We start from the raw sequence: 19040 nt of genomic DNA on the forward strand, positions 1-19040 counted from the left end.
GCCCTCCGCGAGGTACCCATGGCCACTGTAAAACTGCTTTCGGACGATGAACTCTCCCCTGAAGCGCGCGCCGTCTTCGACGATATCCGCAAGGTGCGGAAGTCGGACTTCGTCAACAATTTCTGGCGCGCGCTGGCGCATGATCCGAAGACGCTGCGGCGGACCTGGGAGAGCATCAAGGAGGTGATGGCACCCGGCGCGCTCGATCCCAAGGTCAAGGAAATGCTTTACGTGGCGGTTTCGATCGCGCATGGCTGCAGCTATTGCATTCATTCGCACACCGCCGCTGCACGCGCCAAGGGCATGAGCGAGGCCGAATATGCCGAGATGCTCGCGATCGTCGGCATGGCCGCGGAGACCAACCGCCTGGTGACGGCACTCGGCGTGCCCGTTGACGAGGCGTTTCTGGTGGATGCAGCGGATTGAACGGCGGGCCGGTCGCAGAGCGCACCTGTCATTCCGGGGCGCGACGAAGTCGCGTGCCCGGAATCCATTCCTCCGCCGACCCTGCCGCCTGATGGATTCTCAGGTGCGCAATTGCGCACCGTAGGTCGCGCTACGCGCGCCCCGGAATGACGGCCGGAATCGGGGGTTTCATGCCTCCTTGAAATTGGCTAGTAATTCCGCGCAAACGCGTTCGGGGAATGGAAATGACCTATTGCTGCGGAATCCTGGTTCGGGACGGTCTGGTGATGATCGCCGACACCCGCACCAATGCCGGCCTCGACAACGTCTCCACGTTCCGCAAGCTCCACATCTTCTCCAAGCCCGGCGAGCGCATCATGGCGATCGCCAGCGCCGGCAACCTCGCCATCAGCCAGTCGGTGCTCTCCACGCTGACGGAAGGCCTGGAGGACCCCAATACGGGCGAGCTCGAGACGCTGATGAACGCGCCGACGATGTTCCAGGCCGCCCAGCGCATCGGCCGGGCGATCCGGGCGGTGCACGCCACCGAGGGCCCTGCCTTGAAGTCCGAGGACGTGTCCTTCGACGTCTCCTTCCTGTTCGGCGGCCAGATCAAGGGCTCGCGGATGCGCCTGTTCATGGTCTACACCGCCGGCAATTTCATCGAGTGCACCACCGACACGCCCTATTTGCAGATCGGCGAGCACAAATACGGCAAGCCGGTGCTCGACCGCGCCATGCATTACGACGTCGAGCTCTACGAGGCGCTGAAGACCGGCCTGATCTCGATGGACTCGACGATGCGCTCCAATCTCGGCGTCGGCCTGCCCATCGACGTGCTGGTGGTGCGCTCGGACGCCTGCGAGGCCGACCTCAACCACCGCATCGAGGCGGGCGAGCCCTATTTCCACGACCTGCGCTCGCGCTGGTCGGCGGCGCTGCGCGCAGCGCATCAGAACATTCCGCGGCCGCCCTATAAGAACGAAAAAGAACCGAAAACCTGACAACATGAGCAAAGGCAGGAAACAATGAGTGAAGCAAAAAAGATCGCATTGGTGACGGGCGCCGGCACCGGCGTCGGGCGCGCGGCCTCGCTGGCGCTGATGAATACCGGCTTCACCGTCGTGCTCACCGGGCGCCGGCTCGACATGCTCGAGGAGACCGCAAAGCTCGGCCCGGCGGGAAAGAGCCTGTGCGTCACCGCCGACATGACCAAGCCGGATTCCATCGCCGCGCTGTTCGACAAGGTGAAGGCGAGCTATGGCCGGCTCGACGTGCTCTTCAACAACGCCGGCATGGGCGCGCCCGCCGTGCCGTTCGAGGACCTCAGCCTCGAGCAATGGCAGGCGGTGGTGAACACCAACCTCACCGGGCCGTTCCTGTGCACCCAGCACGCCTTCCGCATCATGAAGGACCAAAACCCGCGCGGCGGCCGCATCATCAACAACGGCTCGATCTCGGCGCATGCGCCGCGGCCGTTCTCGGCCGCCTACACCTCGACCAAGCACGCCATCACCGGCCTGACCAAGGCCAGCAATCTCGACGGCCGCATGTACGACATCGCGGTCGGCCAGGTCGACATCGGCAATGCCGCGACCCCGATGACCGATCGCATGGTCAACGGCCCCGGCGTGCTGCAGCCGGACGGCACCACCAAGCACGAGCCACGCATGGACGCCAAGGCAGTCGGCGACGCCGTGGCCTATATGGCCGGCCTGCCGCTCGATGCCAACGTGCTGACGATGACGGTGATGGCAACGAAGATGCCGTTCGTCGGACGGGGCTGACACGTCGAGCGAAGCGCGTTACGAAGCCCACGATCTCGTGCCCCGGACGCGGCGCAGCGCTCCTTCGGCGCTGAGCTGCAGAGCCGGGGCCCATGCTGCGGCTCGCGAAGCGAAGCTGGGTCCCGGCTCTGCGCCGCAACGCTGACGCGTTGCAGCTTGTCCGGGACACGCGACCATCTCTACTTCAAAGTCTCCACCTGACGCTGGCTCGGGACAGCTTCCTCCAGGGGCACCACGACGGCATTGCCTTTGCAAGGCCGGTGCGGCCATAATCGCCGAGGGTTCGGGGACATCATGCTGCGGCTGCAATCGGCACTCGGCATTTTCGCATTGCTGTTGATCGCCTTCGCATTGGCAGAGAACCGGCGCGCCGTGTCGCTGCGCCAGGCGGCGATCGGCGTCGTCATCACATTCGCCACCGCGATCGTGCTGCTGAAGCTGCCGATCGTCGCGCACGCCTTCGGCACCATCAATGACGCAGTCGGTGCGATCTCCGCGGCCTCGCGCGCCGGGTCCGCCTTCGTGTTCGGCTATATCGGCGGCGGCCCGGCGCCCTTCGACGTCAAGGTGCCGGGCGCCGATTTCATCCTGGCGTTCCAGGCGCTGCCGATCGTGCTGGTCATGAGCGTGCTGACGACGCTGCTGTTCTACTGGCGCGTGCTGCCGCCGATCGTGCGCGGCATGGCCTGGCTGCTGGAGCGGACGCTCGGCGTCGGCGGGGCGGTGGGCCTGTCGACCGCCGCCAATGTCTTTCTCGGCATGGTCGAGGCCCCGCTGTTCGTGCGGCCCTACCTCAAGCAGATGACGCGCAGCGAATTGTTCCTGGTCATGACCGGCGGCATGGCGGGCATCGCCGGCACCGTGCTGGTGCTCTATGCAACGCTGCTGGCGCCCCTCATTCCCGACGCCGCCGCGCATTTCGTCATCGCGTCCGTGCTGGGCGCGCCGGCCGCAATCCTCATCAGCCTGATCATGGTGCCTGAAATCTCGGACAAGCGCACCGGCGGCACGCTTGAAGATCCCGAAATGGAAATGTCCGGCACGATGGACGCGATCGTGAAAGGCACCACCGCCGGCCTCGAGCTCTTGCTCAACATCGTCGCCATGCTGCTGGTGCTGGTGGCGCTGGTCTATCTCGTCAACGCCATGCTCGGCCTGCTGCCTCACATCGGCGGTGCCGCGATCTCCTTGCAACGACTGCTCGGCCTGGTGATGGCGCCGGTGTGCTGGCTGATGGGATTGCCGTGGGATCAGGCGGTCACCGCCGGCAGCCTGATGGGCACCAAGACCGTGCTCAACGAATTGATCGCCTATGTCGATTTCTCAAAGCTGCCGCCCGGCGCGCTCGATCCGCGCTCGCGCCTGATCATGCTCTACGCGATGTGCGGCTTCGCCAATTTCGCCAGCCTCGGCATCATGGTCGGCGGCTTGGGCGTGATGGCGCCGGAGCGGCGCGAGGAGATCAACGCGCTCGGGCTGAAGTCGATCGTGTCGGGGACGCTGACTACGTGTCTGATGGGCGCGGTGGTGGGGGTGGTGGCGTAGGTCTCGCTCCGCCGTCATTCCGGGGCGCGACGAAGTCGCGAGCCCGGAATCCATTTGACAACGGATGATGCGGCACAATGGATTCTCAGGTGCGCAATTGCGCACCGCAGTTCGCGCCACGCGCGCCCCGGAATGACGTCAAGCCTTCAACTCTACCGTCTTGAATTCCGCCGGCAGGATTACCTCCAAGAGCTCGACGTCGTCGGAGTAATCCAGGATCATGTGCTTGATCTTCGGTGGCTGGGTCCAGGCGCTGCCTTCCTTCATCAGGGTCTCGCCCTGCCCGTCCATGTAGGTCTTCACCCAGCCCTTGAGCACGTAGACCATCTGGAATTCGACGTCGTGGAAGTGCAGCTTGGAGACCTCGGCGGGATTGCAGGGGCCCTGCAGGCGGATGACATGCGCTTGCGCGAGACCGTGGGTCGCCTCGGCAATGCCGAGGTCGCGGTATTTCGCGTAGGCGCGCAGGCCGTCGGCCCTAAAGTCTTCCTCGCGGTGATGGCTGATGGCGATGCGTTGCCGGGGGCGCGCGGGCTTTTTCGGCGCCAGAACCGCCGGCTGCTTGACCGGCACGCGCACAGCGGCCTTGGCGCTGCTTCGCTTCTGGGCAACGGCCTGCACTGCACCGCGCGATTTGGTCTTCGTGGCCATTGGGTGCCTCCCCTGTTGTTGTTACGGGAGGCTAGCACGGAAACGGGTCTCGTGGCGCGCGCAAAGCGAGGCGTACCCACCGTTGAGGATCGCGAGAGATCGCGGGCACGGCGCGCACGCGCCTTTGCCCGCTCTCTGCACCGTCTCCGTCTCAATGCAGCCGGAACACGCCGTCCACGGCGCGCAGTTCGGCCGGCTTGATCAGCTTGGAATGCGCCACGGTGACCGAATGGAGGGGGCCGTCGAGCTTCTCCTGCCAGAACGCCAGGAAATCCTTCAGCGCCGGGAATTTCGGAAACATGTCGTAGTTCTGCCAGACGTAGGTCTGAAGCAGCGAGGGATGATCCGGCATCCGATAGAGGATTTGTGCCGTCGTCAGCCCGTAGCCCAGCATCTGTTTCCGGAAATCCTCGGAAACGGCCCCATTCCGCAGTCCCATGCCAAACCTCCTTTGCAGGAGCGCATTCAAGGGGCGGCCTGGTCGGTGTGCGCCTTACGAGCCACCCGGTACTGATGCGCTCACATGAGAGAAATGTGACGCAAACTGACAATTCATCTCAAGCCCAAAAGTTTAACAAGCTGTTGAAATTCAACGCGTTAGCAGCAGAGAACGCTCCGTGCTAATACGGGCGCGAGGCTCGGTTAACGATGGCGAGAGAAGCTGGCAATCCGTGCTTCCGAGTGCTGATTTTTTTGCTACAAACCCTTGCTCCCGCAAAATTCCTGTCCTATTTCAGCTCCGCGTGTGCTAGCACTCACGGGCACCGACTGCTAACAATCTCAAAACCTCAACCCGAGCAAATGCTTAGGAGGACTGCATGAAATTCCGTCCGCTTCACGACCGCGTCGTGGTCAAGCGCATCGACGCAGAAGAGAAGACCGCTGGCGGCATCATCATTCCCGACACTGCCAAGGAAAAGCCCTCCCAGGGCGAAGTCGTCGCCGTTGGTCCTGGTGGCCGCGACGAAGCCGGCAAGCTGATCCCGATCGACCTGAAGGTCGGCGACCGCGTGCTGTTCGGCAAGTGGTCCGGCACCGAGGTCAAGATCGACGGCCAGGACCTGCTGATCATGAAGGAGAGCGACGTGATGGGCGTTCTCGAAGTCAGCGAGTCCAAGAAGAAGGCGGCTTAAGAGCCCCTCTCCTCCCTCCAGTCAAACATCCAAGGAAAAATCCAGATGGCAGCCAAAGAAGTCAAATTCTCGGTTGATGCGCGCGACAAGATGCTGCGCGGCGTCGACATCCTCGCCAACGCGGTGAAGGTCACGCTCGGCCCGAAGGGCCGCAACGTCGTGCTCGACAAGTCGTTCGGCGCTCCCCGCATCACCAAGGACGGCGTCACCGTCGCCAAGGAGATCGAGCTCGAGGACAAGTTCGAGAACATGGGCGCGCAGATGGTGCGTGAAGTCGCCTCCAAGTCCGCTGACGCGGCCGGCGACGGCACCACCACCGCCACCGTGCTGGCCCAGGCCATCGTGCGCGAAGGCGCCAAGTCGGTCGCCGCCGGCATGAACCCGATGGACCTCAAGCGCGGTATCGACCTCGCGGTCGAGGCCGTGGTTGCGGACCTGCAGAAGAACTCCAAGAAGGTCACCTCGAACGATGAGATCGCCCAGGTCGGCACCATCTCGGCCAACGGCGACCAGGAGATCGGCAAGTTCCTCTCCGACGCCATGAAGAAGGTCGGCAACGAGGGTGTCATCACCGTCGAGGAAGCCAAGTCGCTCGAGACCGAGCTCGACGTCGTCGAGGGCATGCAGTTCGACCGCGGCTACATCTCGCCCTACTTCGTCACCAACGCCGACAAGATGCGCGTTGAGATGGACGACGCCTACATCCTCATCAACGAGAAGAAGCTCTCCTCGCTGAACGAGCTGCTGCCGCTGCTCGAGGCCGTGGTGCAGACCGGCAAGCCGCTGGTCATCGTCGCCGAGGACGTCGAAGGCGAAGCGCTCGCGACCCTGGTCGTGAACCGTCTGCGAGGCGGCCTCAAGGTCGCGGCCGTCAAGGCTCCGGGCTTCGGCGATCGCCGCAAGGCCATGCTGCAGGACATCGCGATCCTGACCGGCGGCCAGGCGATCTCGGAAGATCTCGGCATCAAGCTCGAGAACGTCACCCTCAACATGCTCGGTCGCGCCAAGAAGGTGATGATCGACAAGGAGAACACCACGATCGTCAACGGCGCCGGCAAGAAGGCCGACATCGAGGCGCGTGTGGCGCAGATCAAGGCGCAGATCGAGGAGACCACCTCGGACTACGACCGCGAGAAGCTCCAGGAGCGTCTGGCCAAGCTCGCTGGCGGCGTCGCGGTGATCCGCGTCGGCGGCGCGACCGAGGTCGAGGTGAAGGAGCGCAAGGACCGCGTTGATGACGCGATGCATGCGACCCGCGCGGCTGTCGAGGAAGGCATCGTCCCGGGCGGCGGCGTCGCCCTGCTCCGTGCCTCCGAGCAGCTCAAGGGCCTGCGCACCAAGAACGACGACCAGAAGACCGGCGTCGAGATCGTGCGCAAGGCGCTGTCGGCTCCCGCCCGCCAGATCGCGATCAACGCCGGTGAAGACGGCTCGGTGATCGTCGGCAAGATCCTGGAGAACAAGGCCTACAATTACGGCTTCGACTCCCAGACCGGCGAATATGCCGACCTCGTCAAGAAGGGCATCATCGACCCGACCAAGGTGGTCCGTACCGCGATCCAGAACGCAGCCTCGGTTGCGGCTCTGCTGATCACCACGGAAGCCATGGTTGCCGAGCTGCCCAAGAAGGCCGGCGCCGGCCCGGCAATGCCCCCCGGCGGCGGCATGGGCGGCATGGACTTCTAAGGTCCAACCACCTCAAGAACGACGAAACCCCGGCAGCGATGCCGGGGTTTTGTTTGTGGTCGTCATTCCGGGGCGCGCCCTCTTGGGCGCGAACCCGGAATCCATAACCACGAACCTGGTGGTTGTCCCGGGCTGGAAAGCAGCCCGGTTCGGATCCCTGATCCTCTAGTCCTCCAATCCTACCATCACTGCCCGCCCCCCTTCTTACGGACGACAGGCATAGGAGCCATTCCATCCGCCTGTGGTTATGGATTCCGGGCTCGCGCTTCGCGCGCCCCGGAATGACTGGCGGATAGAGCACAGCGCAATTGTCCGCGCCGCCCCGGAATGACGGAGCAAGCCTCACTCCACCTTGCCCATCCGCTCGAAGCGCGGCTCGTCGTCTTCGTCGAGTGACCAGATGATCCGCGTGACCTTGCCGATCAAATTGTCCATCGGCACGAAACCGAACGTCGACATGCGGCTGTCGGTGGAATTGTCGCGGTTGTCGCCGAGCACGAAGAAGTGGCCCGGCGGCACCGTGAAGACGGCGGTATTGTCCAGGAAACCGTCGTCGTCGCAATCGATGGTGACATAGAACGCTCCGCTCGGCAGCGTCTCGCGCCAGCGCTTGACCTTCGCCTCGTCGTCGCCGCCACAGGCTGAGCCGGCGGGCTTCGCCTCCAGGGCGACGCGCGTCACCGGACGGTCGTTGAGGACGAGGCGGCCCTGCCGCATCTGGATGCGGTCGCCGGGCAGCCCGACCACGCGCTTGACGTAGTCGACCGAATTGTCCTTCGCCGTCCGGAACACGACGATGTCGCCGTATTCCGGGTCGGCGGCAAGAATGCGGCCCGAGATCCAGGATGGCGCGAACGGGAGGGAATAGCGGCCGTAGCCATAGGCATATTTCGCGGCGAAGACGTAGTCGCCGACCAGCAGCGTCGGCGCCATCGAACCCGAGGGGATGCTGAACGGCTGGTACAGGACGAAGCGAAACAGGAGCAGCGGCGACCACAGCACCGGGACCAGCAGGATCAGGATGAGAATCGCCTTCCATTCCCGCGACTGGGCTCGCGAGGGGCGGATGGTTTGCGAAAGACTGGTCATGTGCTTGCCCCGGTCAGGTCTCCTCACGAGATTACGCAACCTTGGCGCGCACGCAATCCCTGCTCCGTGATCTTGGTCGCGCCTCGCCCGCACCGCGTTCAATGCGAAGGCCTTGAACGTCGCCGCCGTCAGAGCTGCGGGACGTCCTTGAAGCAGTGCCTGACCCAGTCGATCGTCACGCGGGTCGCTGCGTCGCGCTTGAGATGGTTCTGCACCAGGAGCCAGACGTCGCGCCGTTTCGACAACAGCGTGGCACGCAGGCCGCGGTCGGCGAGCAGCGCGGTGCAGCTGTGCTCGGGCAGCACGCCGACGGCCTGGTGGGACTGGATCATGGTCCGGATGATCCGGACATTGTCGGTGACGCAGCGGACGTTCGTCAGCCGCTTCGCGCGCAGGAATTGCGCCTCCGGAATGCTGTCGAGCTCGTCCGGATAGACGCAGGCGATCGGCTCGCCGCCGGAGCGGTCGGCGGGCTCGAAGAAATACAGCCTGACATCGCCGAGCTTGGAGATGGTGAAGTCGCCCTTTTCCGGCTTGCGCAGGCGGATGGCGAGGTCGGCCTGCCAGCGCGAGAACTTGACGTTGCCGCTGGAGGTGAGGAATTGCAGGGTCAGGCCGGGATGATCGCGCAGGAAGCTGCTGGCCCGCGGCGCCAGCAGCTCTTCGGCGACTGCGTTGGTCGAGGCGATGCGCAGGCGCCCGACAGGGCCCGGCTGGCTCTCCTTGATGCGATCGATCGCCGCGGCGTGGAGGGCCATCGCCCCGACATGCTCGAGCACCGCCTCGCAATGGCGCGTCGGCCGCCGCAGCCCGTCTACCGCATCGAACAGCGGCACGCCGAGATCGCGCTGGATCCGCGCCAGCCGGCGGCCGACCGTGGTCTCGTCGATCCGCAGCCGCGCGCTGGCGCCGGCATAAGTGCCCTCGTCCCTCACCGCAGCAATGATGCGCAGATCGTCCCAGTTCATTGCGGCGAGCCTAGCAGGCCATGCCATGCCCTGCAAATCTGCAGCCATAAGCTGCAATAGTCCTGCACAATGGCAGGCCGGCGCCGCGCTAATGTCGCGCCATCCGCTGTCCCCTTGAGGCCTGACCCGCATGACCGCTCCCAAGACCCTGCTCGAGCTCGCCGGCGCCGATCTCGATCCGCCGAAGCTCCACGAGGCCTGCCTCGTGCTGATCGACATCCAGAACGAATATTGCGCCGGTCCGCTGGCCCTGCCCGATGCGCAACCCGCGATCGCCGCGGCGGCGCGCCTGCTGGCGCGGGCACGGGAGCGCGGCGCCGCGATCTTCCATGTCGCGCACAAGGGCCGCGCCGGCGGCCTGTTCGACCGCGAGGCCGCGCGCGGCGCGATCGTCGAGCGCCTGACACCGCTTGCGAGCGAGCCGGTGATCGAGAAGGCGCTGCCGAACTCGTTCGCCGGCACCGACCTGCAAGCACGCCTTGCCGCAACCGGGCGCAAGAACATCGTGCTGGCCGGCTTCATGACCCACATGTGCGTCTCCTCGACCGCCCGCGCCGCGCTCGATCTCGGCCTGCGCACGACGATCGCTGCCGATGCCTGCGCCACCCGCGACCTGCCGGACGGCCGCGGCGGCACGCTGGACGCCCGGACCATTCACGAGGTCGCGCTGGCCGAGCTCGCCGACCGCTTCGCGATCATCGCGCAGAGCGATGCGCTGACCTGACGGAGCCGGCCATGCTGCAACTCTATTTCTTTCCGATGGCCTGCTCGCTCTCGAGCCGCATCGCGCTGATGGAGGCCGGCATCGAGGTGCGATATCACCTCGCCCACATCTGGACCAAGCGGGTCGCCGACGACGACAGCGATTTCCGCGACCTGTCGCCGAAGGGCGCGGTGCCGGTTCTGGTGCTGGAGAACGGCGAAAGGCTGACCGAGAGCGCGGCGGTGCTGCAATACATCGCCGACGTGAAACCGGAGGCCGGCCTTGCGCCTGCCAACGGCAATCCCGATCGCTATCGCCTCCAGGAATGGCTGAGCTTCGTCGGCGCCGAAATCCACAAGGCGTTCCTGTTTCCGACCTTCTGGTACAAGGACGACGGCTCGCTTGCCAAGCCGCGCGCAAGGATTACGCAGACCTTGTCGGTGCCATCTGCGCATCTGGCGGAGCGCGAATTCCTCGTCGGCAACAGCTTCACGGTGGCGGATGCGCACCTCACCTGGGCCTTGCTGCTGCTGCGTCCCGCGGGAATCGACATCGCGCAATGGCCGGCCCTGTCGGCCTATCTCGCGCGCATGCAGGCGCGCCCGGCCGTGCGGGAGGCGATTGCGACCGAGATGGCGCTGCGCAAGACCATGGCGGCCGGCGCCGAGTGACAGGATGCCACGTCCGGCCGATCCGATCGCCCCATCGCAAGGGCATTGATGCCGGCGCGGCATGCGCTAATCTGGGAGATATTTTTCGATATTTCCCGGACGGCTTTGATGCGCGCTGCTTCAAATCTTCACCTGCCCGGCTTCGCTCTGGCCCTCCTCGGCTGCTGGCTTGGCCTTGGTCCCGCTTCTGCCGAGACGCGGGTCGCGCTCGTCATCGGCAACGGCGCGTATGCCTCGACGGCGCGACTTCCCAATCCGTCGCACGATGCTGAGGATGTTTCGGCTTCGCTCAGGCGCAGCGGCTTCGAGGTGATCCAAGGCGTCGATCTGCGCCAGGCCGACATGCAGGACCTGACCATCCGCTTCGCGCGCGCAGCGAGCAGGGCCGACGTCGCCCTGTTCTACTACAGCGGCCATGCGATGCAGTACAACGGCGTGAACTATCTGATGCCCGTCGACGCCACGCTGACCGACGAAGCGGACCTCAAGCGCTTCGTCCGGGTCGACGAAATCGTGAATGATCTGCAGCAGGCCAAGAACCTGCGCATCCTGGTGCTCGATTCCTGCCGCGACAATCCACTGGCGGAAACGCTCAAACGCTCCGCCGGCACGACGCGAGCCGCCTCGATCGGGCGCGGCCTGTCGAAGGTCGAGGCGCCGCGCGGCACCATCGTGTCGTTCTCGACGCAATCCGGCCAGGTCGCTGCCGACGGCGTCGGCCGCAACAGCCCCTACACGACGGCGTTCCTGAAACACATCGAGCAGCCGCAGGAGATCGGCGACGTCTTTCGCGACATCAGCAGCGACGTCTACGACGCCAGCGGCAAGACCCAGCTGCCGGAGCTGTCCCTGTCGATCATCGGCAAGTTCTATCTGAACGGCCCGGCCGCGGTCGCAGTCGCCCCCGCGGCGCCGCCGGCCGCGCCGCGGCCCGACCCTTGCGCGGCCGCGGAGGCCCACTGGAAGGCCGCGGAAGGCATCGGCACCGTCAGCGTCTTCGAGGACCATCTGGCGCGATTTTCGAGTTGCAGCTTCGCCGGCCTCGCCAAGGCGCGGATCGACAGCCTGAAGCAGAAGGTGGCGGTCGCACCGAGCGGCAATGCCAGAACCACCGGCAGCAATGATTTCGACGGCAACTGGGACGTGACCCTGAACTGCGCGCCGACCGGCAAAGCGCAGGGTTTCACCAGGCCCCTGGCCGGCACCGTCACCAACGGCGTGTTTCACGCCGAGGCTCAGGGCAAGGACGGCCTCAACCGCCTCGAGATCGACGGCCAGATCCCGGCCGACGGCAAGACGACGTTGAGCGCGCGCGGAACGACCGGAGCGAGCGCGTACGCGCTCAACAACATCCCGCCGGGCTCGCCTTACGCCTTCACGATCGATGCGCAGTTCGATCGCACCCGCGGCAGCGGCAAGCGCAACGAGGCGCGCGCCTGCAATCTCGTCTTCGTCAGGCGATAGCCGCGGTCAGACACCGGTCTGGCTGATGAATTTGGTGTTGAAATAGCCTTCCATGGCTTCGGTGCCGCCTTCCGAGCCGTAGCCGGAATCCTTGATGCCACCGAACGGCACCTCGGGCAGCGCGAGACCGAAGCTGTTGATCGACATCATGCCGGCCTCGACAGCGGCGCCGACCGCGGCCGCTGTCTTGGCCGAGCTGGTGAAGGCGTAGGACGCCAGACCAAACGGCAGGCGGTTGGCTTCCTCGACTGCGTCGTCGAACGACGAGAAGCGCGAGATGAGCGCAAGCGGGCCGAACGGCTCCTCGTTCATGGCGCGCGCATCCTTCGGCACGTCGCTGACTACCGTCGGCTCGAAGAAATACCCCTTGTTGCCGATGCGTTTGCCCCCGGTTTCGAGCCTGGCGCCCTTGCCGACGGCATCCTGCACCATGCCTTCGATGGCGTTGACGCGACGCGGATTGGCGAGCGGACCCATCTTGGATTCGGGATTGAGGCCGTTGCCGACCTTGAACGCCTTCGCGCCGTCCACGAACTTATCGACGAACTCCCTGAACACCTCGTCGTGCACCAGCATGCGGGTCGGCGAGATGCAGACCTGGCCGGCGTTGCGATATTTCGCGGCCGCGAGAATCTTCGCGGCCGACGTGACATCGGCGTCCTTGAACACGATCGCCGGCGCGTGGCCGCCGAGTTCCATGGTTGCGCGCTTCATGTGCAGGCCCGCCAGCGCGTTGAGCTGCTTGCCGACGCTGGTCGAACCCGTGAACGAGATCTTGCGGATCACCGGATGCGGGATGAGATATTCGGAGATCTCGGCCGGTACGCCATAGACGAGGTTGATCACGCCGTCGGGCACGCCAGCGTCGGCAAAGGCACGGATGAGCTGGGCGGGTGAGGCCGGCGTCTCCTCCGGCGCCTTGACGATAATCGAGCAGCCGGCCGCGAGCGCGGCGGAGAGCTTGCGGACCACCTGGTTGATCGGAAAATTCCAGGGCGTGAACGCGGCGACCGGACCGACCGGTTCCTTGATTGCGAGCTGGTAGATGCCAGGCCCGCGCGCAGGGATCAGCCGGCCATAAGCGCGCTTGGCCTCCTCCGCGAACCACTCGATCACGTCGGCCGCGGCCATCGCCTCCATCTTCGCCTCGCCGAGCGTCTTGCCCTGCTCCATCGTCAGCAGCGGCGCAATCTCGTCATTGCGCTCGCGCATGATGGCGGCGGCCTTGCGCATGATGCGGCAGCGCTCGAACGGGGCGACGTTGCGCCAGATCTTGAAGCCCGCAGCGGCGGCAGTCAGCGCCTCGTCGAGGTCGGCCTTGCCGGCATGCGCGACGGTGCCGATCACCTCTTCGGTGGCGGGATTAAGGATTTCAATGACCTTGCCCGATTGAGCCGGGCGCCAGGTGCCGCCAATGAAGAGCTGGGTGGTCGAATAAGCCAAGGGAATCTCCTCTAGATCGATCTGCGGCAGATGGCATCCGCCGCATGCGTCATCTCGGGTCCGAGATAAGCGCGGAAGCGCGGCTCGGCGGCGAGGCCGCGGAAGTCCGCCATCCGCGTCACCCCACCGCCGGCCACGAACAGGAATTCCTCGGCGATCTCGGCGAGGATCTCGAGGTGCCAGCCCGCCGTCGGGTGCATGCAAAGAATGACCAGCCGGCCCTCGTCGCGCAGCTTGCGGAAGAAATCCAGCATGAAGCCGATATAGCCGTCCTGCAGGTTGAACTGCGGCTCGTCGAACAGGTGAACCAAAGGCGTCCGGGTCGGCGACGGCGCGAGGAGGGCCGAGGGTATCCGTTTGCGGAAGCGCCTAACCTGGTAGGATTGGTGATAATGAATCGCGAGACGATCGCGCTCGCGATACTTGACCCCATGAATGTCCGTGCCCGCGACCAGAACGCGTCCCGAGGTCGGCGCATTGGAGCCGGTCATCATCTCGAACAGGGTCGTCTTGCCGGCACCGTTCGGCCCGATGACGCCGACAATGCCGGGCTCATCCAGCGACAGGTTTGCCCGAAGCGTAAACGTCGGACGGCGGACGATGCGGCCCGTCGTATAGACCTTGCTGACTTCATCGAGCACGAGCAGTGGTGCGGCCACCTATTGTACTCCCAGCAAGCGCTGCCGAAGGGAACGATCATCGCGCAACACAGCGGCCTCCCCGGTCCAGACGATCCGGCCGCGATCGATCACGGCGGCATGGTCCGCGACCGAGAGCGCGATCTCGGCGTTCTGCTCCACGACCAGCGAGGCGATGCCCTCGTCCTTCATGCGCAAGATGGTGGCAAGCACGTCGCCGACGATCTTTGGCGCCAGGCCCTGGCTGGGCTCGTCGAACAGCACCAGCCCGGGCGAGCCGATCAGCGCACGCGCGATGGCCACCATCTGCATCTCACCGCCAGAGAGATTCTCACAATCCCGCTCCAGCAAATGTTCGAGCGGCGAGAAGATCGCGCAGGTCTCCTTGACGCTCCATTGACGGAATCGCGTGCGCTTCTGCGCAATCGACAGATTGCGCGCCACCGACAGGGTCGGGCACAGTCGACGGTCGTCCGGCACCCAGCCGATTCCGGCACGCGCGACCTCATGGGTCGGGTTCTGCGTGACGTCGCGCCCGTCAAAGCGCACGGAACCGCGCCGCGGCCGCGTCAGCCCGAGTATCGAGCGGAGCATGGTGGTCTTGCCGGCACCATTGGGCCCAAGCAGCGCAAAGACCTTCGCCTGCTCGATCGCGAGCGAGGCGCCGAACAGCGCCTGGGTTTCGCCGTAGAACGTATCGACACCGTCGACTTCGAGGATCATGCGAACTTCCCGAGATTGGAGCGCCGGACCCAGTCGTTCTGCTGCAATTCGTGCGGCGTGCCGCGGGCCAATACCTGGCCCCAATGAATGACCGAGATGCGGTCGGCGAGCGAGAACAGGAACTCCATGTCGTGTTCGATCGCGACGATGGTGAGCTTGCCCTTGAGGCGCGCGATCAGGCTCGCGAGCCGCTGCACGCCGTCCGAGCCGAGGCCGGAAGTCGGCTCGTCCAGGCACAGCACGCGCGGCGCCTGCGCCAGCGCGACCGCGATCTCCAGCGCGCGGCGGTCGCCATAGGCCAGGTCCCTGGCGCGAACATCGCCCTTGTCCGCAAGCCCGACTGCCGCGAGCGCTTCCAAGGCCTGCTCGCCAAACTTGCGATCGCCGGCCGCAGTGCGGGCGACATCGAGGCCGCGCGCGCGAAACGCGGGTAAACCCATCACGACGTTGTCGCGCGCGGAAAATTCGTCGAACAGCGTCATGATCTGAAACGAGCGAGCGATACCCTTGGCGGCGATGCGGTGCGGGCTCAGGCCCGTGACATCCTCGCCGCCGAGGCGGATTTTACCGCGGCTCGGCTTCACCCTCCCGGTAAGAACGTTGAAGAAAGTGGTCTTGCCGGCACCGTTCGGGCCCATCACGCCATGGAACTCGCCCTCGCCGACCGCGAGATCGACGCTTTCCAGCACGACACGATCGCCGAAGCGGACATGCACACCTGCGGCCTCGATCATGCTCATCGCCCGCTCCCGACCAGCAACCGCATCGCGGACGTTCCGCGCCGTCTCAAGGCGCCGAGAGAATGCTGTTTCACCAGGGCCGAGAGCGCGCCTGCGATGCCTTCTGGACGGAACAGCACGATCGCCATGAAGAGAAGACCGAAATAGAGCATCCAGGCGTTGGTCAGCGCACCGATCACGTCGCGTGCAGTGAGGAAAAGGAGAACACCGATCACCGGACCCCAGAAGCTCACGAGCCCGCCGCCGACCAGCGTCATCATCACGACGTAGCCCGATTGATGCAGGCTCATGACATCAGGAAATGCGGCGAGCTGCGCCATCGCGAACAGGCCGCCGGCAAAGCCCGACAGCGCGGCCGAGAGGGTGAAGACCGAGACCTTGTAGAGCCAAACGTTGTAGCCGAGATGGGCAGCACGGACCTCGCTCTGCCTGATCGCGGCGACGACGCGGCCATACGGCGAATTCACCAGCCGCCAGAGGGCGGCGACGCCAATTGCGAACATTGCGAGCACGAAATAGTAGAACGCTACATTGTCGGTGAGGTCGAACGATACCAGACCGAAATCCGCCGGCAGCCGCCTGATCTTGAGCAGGCCATCCTCGCCGCCGGTGATGCCGTGCGACTTGATCGCAAGCGTCCAGAATATCTGGCCGAACGCGATCGTCATAAAGGCGTAGTAGATGCCGCGCCGGTGCGAGATGAAGAGCGCCACCAGCGCGCCGGCGAGGCCGGCCGCAAGCGTCGCCAGGGCAAGGCAGATCCAGAGATTGGCGGCGATGTCGAACTGGCAGAGTCCGAAGGCATAGGCACCGATGCCGAAATAGGCGCCGTGGCCGAACGACGGCAGGCCGGCGGTGCCCAGCACAAGATTGAAGGCCAGGGCATAGAGCGACCAGATCAGGATCTCGATCCCGAGATAGGGATAGAGCCCGACCCGCGTGATCCAGAGCGGCACTGTCGCAAGCACCAGCCAGAGCATCAGCATGGTCGGCGTGACAAGTCGCGAAGCGTCGGATGAGGTCGTCGAACCCACGATCATATTCCCTAGACCTCGAGCACGCTCTTCTTGCCCCAGAGGCCGCGGGCGCGGAACGTCACCACGGCAACGAGCAGGATGTACATGGACAGCAGGGACCATTCGGACGCGTAGGCACCGGCGAGGCCTACGCAGAGACCGACCAGCAGGCTGGCGACGACCGCGCCCCAGAAGCTTCCGACGCCGCCGAGCACGATCACGAGGAACGCCGGGATGACGGCATCGACGCCCATGTGCGGGCGGATGCCCCAGATCGGCGCGACGATGATGCCGGCGATCGCCGCCAGCATGGTGCCGAACACGAACACCAGCAGCCGCAGCCGCGACAGGTTGATGCCGAGCGCACGGACGATCTCGCTGTCATGGGCGCCGGCCTTCACGGTTGCACCGAACGAGGTCTTTTCGATCAAGAGCCAGACGACGCCGATGATCCCGGCGGCGATGCCGGCTGCGTAGAAGCGATAGCTCGACCAGATCAGGTCGCCGAACAGGAATCCGCCATTGATTGCCGACGGCAGCTGCAGCACGTAGTCGCGCGTGCCCCAGACCAGGCGGATCAACTCCTCGATCACCATCGCCGCGCCGAAGGTCAGCAGCAGGCCGTAGAGCGGATCCTTGCCGTAAGTCCGCCGCATGCAGAATTCGATCAGCATGCCGACCAGGCTCACGATTGCGGGCGCGATGACCAGCGTCGCGGCGTAGCGCCAGCCGAGCGGCAGCACGAGCCACAGCTTGGCAAGATCGGCCGGCAGTGGCGGCCGCGGTCCGGTCAGCTGCATGGCGACATAGGCGCCGAGCGCAAACAGCGAGCCGTGCGCCAGATTGATCTGCTCCATCAGCCCGACGATGAGCATGAAGCCGAGCGCGATCAGCGCGAACAACAGACCGAGCGTCAGGCCATTCACAAGATGAGGAAGGATGTCGAACAAGGGCTAGGTCTCGCAACTGGCATTCCGGAAGCAGGCTGACGGCGCGACGAGCGCGCCGCCGGTACCGCGATGTGACGAACCGTCGTCAGGAGTCGACGGTCGGCACCTGCTCGTAGGGGGCGAGCTTGCACTTGGCCGGAGCGGCATCGTCGGCCGCCGATTTCGGCTCAGTCCAGCTGATGATCTCGAACAGGTCGGTATTGTCCGTCGGCTTGGCGTTGCGGCGCGCCAGATAGATCGTCTGCTGCATCTGATGCGTCATCGGATCCATATGGGCGTCGAAATGCTGCATGCGGTCGGTTGCCGAGACCTTGAGATTCTCGAGCTCCTTGATGATCTTGACGTTGTTGGTCGACCCTGCCCGCTCGATCGCGCGGAGCAATTCACGCGTCGACATGTAGCCGTTGTAGGAGACGTTGCCCGGCACCGGGATCGGGCCATCCTTGTTGGCGGCCTGCCATTTCTTGACGAAGTCGGCGACCCCAGGCAGTTGCAGCTTGTGATACCAGGTCGTGCCGAACACGCCGAACAGACTCTCGGGCGCGCCCCAGACGTCGGGCCAGTCCTGCTGGTTGTTGATCCAGGCGGGCTTGCCGTCCAGCTTGAGCTGCGCCACCTGCTCGCGCAACGCCTTGATGTCGTCACCGCCGATCGCAGTCGCGACCACGTCGGGTTTTGCCTGCTGGATCTTCAGCAGATACGCGGTGAAGTCGCGGGTGTTCTGCGGCACCAGGAGATTGTCGACGATCTTGCCGCCCGCGGCCTCGACCTCCGCCTTGGTCGCGGCGGACGTCGTGTGGCCCCAGACATAGTCGTTGGTCAGCAACATCCAGTTCTTGCCAATGGAATCGACGGCATTCCTGACCGACGCCTTGGAGAAATTGGTGCCGTTACCGTCCCAGACGAATTTTACGCGCGAGCAGTTCTCTCCAGCTTCGCTCGGTGCGGAGGAATTGGTGTTCATGTAGATCACGCCGTATTTGCTGGCGACCTGGGTGATGGCGTTGGCGACACCGGAATGCAGCGCGCCGATCAGGATCGTGCAGTCCTCGCGGGTGATGAAGCGTTCGGCGACGCGGCTGCCCGTGGCCGGCGTCGTTTCGGTATCGGCGGTGATGAAGGTGATCTGGCGTCCAAGCACGCCGCCTTTGGCATTGAACTCCTCGATCGCCATCTTGATGCCGCGGAAATCATCCTGGCCGCTGTTGCCGTATTGGCCGCTGGCATCGCAGGTCAGGCCGAGCTTGATCGGCTTTGCGCCCTGCGCCCACGCGTGATTCTCCTTCCACGGCCCAAAGAAGCTACCGGTGCCGCCGATGACGCTCGCCATCAAGCTGCCCTTCAAAACGCTTCGCCGTGAGATCTGACGCCCTCTCATCGTTTCCTCCCGTTTTCGAAGTCTTTTGCTTTTTTGTGCGATTAGAATAT

The 19040-nt window shown here is 64.9% G+C and carries 20 protein-coding genes; 9 read left to right on the forward strand and 11 right to left on the reverse strand.

Features of this window, described 5'->3' with window-relative positions:
* Window positions 1–18: 18 nt before the first annotated feature.
* From DCM80_RS05490 to DCM80_RS05505, 4 genes are all read left to right on the forward strand, one after another.
* Window positions 19–426: a carboxymuconolactone decarboxylase family protein gene (locus tag DCM80_RS05490; RefSeq protein ID WP_257196073.1), complete on the forward strand. Its 408-nt coding sequence runs from the start codon at window positions 19–21 to the stop codon at window positions 424–426.
* A gap of 224 nt (window positions 427–650) precedes the next feature.
* The gene (locus DCM80_RS05495) at window positions 651–1409 is read left to right on the forward strand and encodes a proteasome-type protease (RefSeq protein ID WP_126257829.1); all 759 of its coding nucleotides are present in this window, start codon (window positions 651–653) and stop codon (window positions 1407–1409) included.
* Between the two features lie 24 nt (window positions 1410–1433).
* Complete coding sequence (locus DCM80_RS05500) at window positions 1434–2192, forward strand: SDR family oxidoreductase (RefSeq protein ID WP_257196074.1); 759 nt, start codon at window positions 1434–1436, stop codon at window positions 2190–2192.
* A 294-nt stretch (window positions 2193–2486) separates the two neighbouring features.
* Window positions 2487–3737: a NupC/NupG family nucleoside CNT transporter gene (locus DCM80_RS05505; protein ID WP_257196075.1), complete on the forward strand. Its 1251-nt coding sequence runs from the start codon at window positions 2487–2489 to the stop codon at window positions 3735–3737.
* A 138-nt stretch (window positions 3738–3875) separates the two neighbouring features.
* Here DCM80_RS05505 and DCM80_RS05510 read toward each other — a convergent pair whose 3' ends face one another.
* Together DCM80_RS05510 and DCM80_RS05515 are read right to left on the reverse strand one after the other, a co-directional pair.
* Window positions 3876–4388, reverse strand: coding sequence for a cupin domain-containing protein (locus tag DCM80_RS05510; RefSeq protein WP_257196076.1), 513 nt, complete (start codon window positions 4386–4388; stop codon window positions 3876–3878).
* Window positions 4389–4539: 151 nt separating this feature from the next.
* Window positions 4540–4827: an usg protein gene (locus DCM80_RS05515; RefSeq protein WP_049820194.1), complete on the reverse strand. Its 288-nt coding sequence runs from the start codon at window positions 4825–4827 to the stop codon at window positions 4540–4542.
* A gap of 379 nt (window positions 4828–5206) precedes the next feature.
* Between DCM80_RS05515 and DCM80_RS05520 the strand changes: the two genes are divergently transcribed.
* Window positions 5207–5521 carry a co-chaperone GroES gene (locus DCM80_RS05520; RefSeq protein WP_025037205.1) on the forward strand — a complete coding sequence of 105 codons (315 nt, stop codon included), beginning with the start codon at window positions 5207–5209 and terminating at the stop codon, window positions 5519–5521.
* Between the two features lie 45 nt (window positions 5522–5566).
* Window positions 5567–7207 carry a chaperonin GroEL gene (gene groL, locus DCM80_RS05525; RefSeq protein ID WP_257196077.1) on the forward strand — a complete coding sequence of 547 codons (1641 nt, stop codon included), beginning with the start codon at window positions 5567–5569 and terminating at the stop codon, window positions 7205–7207.
* A 342-nt stretch (window positions 7208–7549) separates the two neighbouring features.
* Here the strand turns inward: groL and lepB are convergent, their stop codons facing one another.
* Both lepB and DCM80_RS05535 read right to left on the reverse strand, forming a co-directional pair.
* Window positions 7550–8296 carry a signal peptidase I gene (gene lepB, locus DCM80_RS05530; protein WP_257196078.1) on the reverse strand — a complete coding sequence of 249 codons (747 nt, stop codon included), beginning with the start codon at window positions 8294–8296 and terminating at the stop codon, window positions 7550–7552.
* 128 nt (window positions 8297–8424) lie between these two features.
* Window positions 8425–9264 (reverse strand): LysR family transcriptional regulator, encoded by an 840-nt coding sequence (locus DCM80_RS05535; RefSeq protein ID WP_257197874.1) that lies wholly within the window; start codon window positions 9262–9264, stop codon window positions 8425–8427.
* A gap of 130 nt (window positions 9265–9394) precedes the next feature.
* On the opposite strand from DCM80_RS05535, the gene DCM80_RS05540 reads away from it, so the two are divergent.
* The 3 genes from DCM80_RS05540 (at window position 9395) to DCM80_RS05550 (ending at window position 12102) form a co-directional block, all read left to right on the forward strand.
* Entirely contained in the window at window positions 9395–9988 is a 594-nt protein-coding gene (locus tag DCM80_RS05540) for a cysteine hydrolase family protein (RefSeq protein WP_257196079.1), read from the forward strand.
* An 11-nt stretch (window positions 9989–9999) separates the two neighbouring features.
* The gene (locus tag DCM80_RS05545; protein WP_257196081.1) at window positions 10000–10638 is read left to right on the forward strand and encodes a glutathione binding-like protein; all 639 of its coding nucleotides are present in this window, start codon (window positions 10000–10002) and stop codon (window positions 10636–10638) included.
* A 108-nt stretch (window positions 10639–10746) separates the two neighbouring features.
* The gene (locus tag DCM80_RS05550; protein WP_257196082.1) at window positions 10747–12102 is read left to right on the forward strand and encodes a caspase family protein; all 1356 of its coding nucleotides are present in this window, start codon (window positions 10747–10749) and stop codon (window positions 12100–12102) included.
* Between the two features lie 6 nt (window positions 12103–12108).
* Here DCM80_RS05550 and DCM80_RS05555 read toward each other — a convergent pair whose 3' ends face one another.
* The 7 genes from DCM80_RS05555 to DCM80_RS05585 all read right to left on the reverse strand — a co-directional run bounded on the left by DCM80_RS05555 (window position 12109) and on the right by DCM80_RS05585 (window position 18942).
* Window positions 12109–13545, reverse strand: coding sequence for an NAD-dependent succinate-semialdehyde dehydrogenase (locus tag DCM80_RS05555; protein ID WP_257196083.1), 1437 nt, complete (start codon window positions 13543–13545; stop codon window positions 12109–12111).
* 11 nt (window positions 13546–13556) lie between these two features.
* Window positions 13557–14204 carry an ATP-binding cassette domain-containing protein gene (locus DCM80_RS05560; RefSeq protein ID WP_257196084.1) on the reverse strand — a complete coding sequence of 216 codons (648 nt, stop codon included), beginning with the start codon at window positions 14202–14204 and terminating at the stop codon, window positions 13557–13559.
* Entirely contained in the window at window positions 14205–14906 is a 702-nt protein-coding gene (locus DCM80_RS05565) for an ABC transporter ATP-binding protein (protein ID WP_257196085.1), read from the reverse strand.
* Window positions 14903–15646 carry an ABC transporter ATP-binding protein gene (locus tag DCM80_RS05570; RefSeq protein ID WP_257196086.1) on the reverse strand — a complete coding sequence of 248 codons (744 nt, stop codon included), beginning with the start codon at window positions 15644–15646 and terminating at the stop codon, window positions 14903–14905. Before DCM80_RS05570 ends, DCM80_RS05565 begins: the two co-directional genes overlap by 4 nt.
* Window positions 15643–16686 (reverse strand): branched-chain amino acid ABC transporter permease, encoded by a 1044-nt coding sequence (locus tag DCM80_RS05575; protein WP_257196087.1) that lies wholly within the window; start codon window positions 16684–16686, stop codon window positions 15643–15645. Before DCM80_RS05575 ends, DCM80_RS05570 begins: the two co-directional genes overlap by 4 nt.
* A gap of 5 nt (window positions 16687–16691) precedes the next feature.
* Window positions 16692–17612: a branched-chain amino acid ABC transporter permease gene (locus DCM80_RS05580; RefSeq protein WP_257196088.1), complete on the reverse strand. Its 921-nt coding sequence runs from the start codon at window positions 17610–17612 to the stop codon at window positions 16692–16694.
* Window positions 17613–17697: 85 nt separating this feature from the next.
* Window positions 17698–18942 carry an ABC transporter substrate-binding protein gene (locus DCM80_RS05585; protein WP_257196089.1) on the reverse strand — a complete coding sequence of 415 codons (1245 nt, stop codon included), beginning with the start codon at window positions 18940–18942 and terminating at the stop codon, window positions 17698–17700.
* Window positions 18943–19040: the final 98 nt, after the last annotated feature.

This window comes from Bradyrhizobium sp. WBOS08 (assembly GCF_024585125.1).
Classification (GTDB): domain Bacteria; phylum Pseudomonadota; class Alphaproteobacteria; order Rhizobiales; family Xanthobacteraceae; genus Bradyrhizobium; species Bradyrhizobium japonicum_B.